A 1,751-nucleotide genomic window follows, 5' to 3' on the forward strand; every position below is an offset into this window, starting at 1 on the left:
CTGCGGGTGCGGTTCGGCGGCGAAACCTACGACGAAGACGGCCCGTCCGGCTGGTCGATGCGGCTGAACGTGATCGACCCGGCCCCGGACCGGCCGTGGCGCCGCCTTCGGTTGTCACAGTTGATCATCGGGATGTCCGCGCTGGTGGCCATGACGGCGATCGGCGGTGTCGCCTACACGCTGACCGGCATCGAGAACCGTCAGGCCCCGCCGGCGCCCAGCGTCGCGCCCCGGCCCGCCCCGCCGGCCAGCCCGCTGGTTCCGCGCACCGTCGCGCCGCCGCCCCCGACGGCCGTGCCGGTCCCGCCCAGCGCCGCGCCGGTGCCCAGCCCGGCGCCGCCGCCCGAACCGCCGCCGTCACCGCCGCCACCGCCGCCGGTGGTGGTCACCACGCAGGCGCCGCCCGTCTACACCCCGCGGCACACCGCGCCGCCGGTGACCCAGGCGCCGACGACGACGGCCATGACGACGCCCCCGCCGCCGCCGACCACGACCGAGAGCGAGCCGCCCCCGCCGTCGACGACGACGACCACCAGCACGACGGTGCCGATGACCACCCAGTGGATCCACGTGCCGCTGTTGCCGGTGCCCATACCGGTCCAGGTTCCGCAGACGCAGGCCCCGCAGGCGCCGGCCCCGCAGTACACCCCGTACCCGCAGTACCCGCAGTATCCGCAGAACTCGCAGAACCCCTTCCTGAGCCCGGGCTACTAGCCGCGAGAACCCGCTGCCGAGCGCGTCCGCGCCCGCGCGGGTAGCGTGGAATGCGCCCCGTCGGGCGGGGTTTATCCGGTATTGCCTCATGGGGGGCCGGAACAAGTCAGCGAGCAAATCAGCGGACTGCGGAGGCATGCGTGGACATCGTGCTGGGGGTTTCGATGGCCCCCGAAACGGTGCGCCTGGTGGTCATCGAGGGCCAGAACGCCGACGGCGTCACCGTCGAACAGGACGAGTTCGAGGTCGCCGCCGGCACGGACCCGGGGGCCGCCGGTGCGGTCGAGCAAGTGCTGGCGGCGATCGAGGGCACCCGCGAAGGCGCGCTCGCCGGCGGCTACCACCTGGAGTCGACCGGCGTGACCTGGACGGACGCCGCCGGTGTCGGCGCGCTGCGGGACGCGATGGCCCGCCAGGGCATGGGCGGCGTGATGCTGGTGTCCCCGCTACTGGCCGCGGCCGCGCTCGCCCAGACGTTCGGCGCCGCGCTCGACTACGAACGCATCGCGATGCTGTTCGTCGAGCCGGCGGCGGCGACGCTGGCCGTGGTCGACGTCGCCGACGGTTCGATCGTCGACCTGCACCGCCAGCAGCTGGCAGCCCCCCAGCGTTCGATTACCGCCGAGTTGGCGGCGATGATCACCGGCCTCACCGAACGGGGGACGCGCGCGGACGGCGTCTTCCTGATCGGCTGTGGCACGGACATCGTCCCGGTCAAACCCGCGCTCGAGGCGGCGAGCCCGGTCGAGGTGACGGCGCCGGAGGAGCCGGAGATGGCGCTGGCCCGCGGGGCGGCGCTGGCCTCGGCGAACGCGCCGCTGTTCGCCTCGTCCACGGCGGCCCTGGCCTACGCGCTGGACCCCGGCACCGGGGAGTTGAGTCCCCGTGCGGTGGCGCCGACCTACCTCGACGTCTGGGGCAACGCGGACGCCGGCGTGCTGGCCTACAGCGCCGTCGGCGACGAGGACGAGGTCGTCCCCCGCAGGCGCCGGCCGATGTTCCTCGCCGGAAGCGGGCTGGCCGCGATCGCCGCCGCC

Annotated in this window: 2 pseudogenes; both read left to right on the forward strand. The window is 74.6% G+C overall.

Annotated elements, in window-relative coordinates:
* Positions 1 to 714 (forward strand): annotated as a pseudogene (locus A5680_RS25995) (hypothetical protein); the annotation flags it as partial.
* 140 nt (positions 715 to 854) lie between these two features.
* Positions 855 to 1,751, forward strand: a pseudogene (locus tag A5680_RS07630) (hypothetical protein); the annotation flags it as partial.

This window comes from Mycobacterium sp. E2989 (assembly GCF_001667595.1).
In the GTDB taxonomy this organism is placed as follows: domain Bacteria; phylum Actinomycetota; class Actinomycetes; order Mycobacteriales; family Mycobacteriaceae; genus Mycobacterium.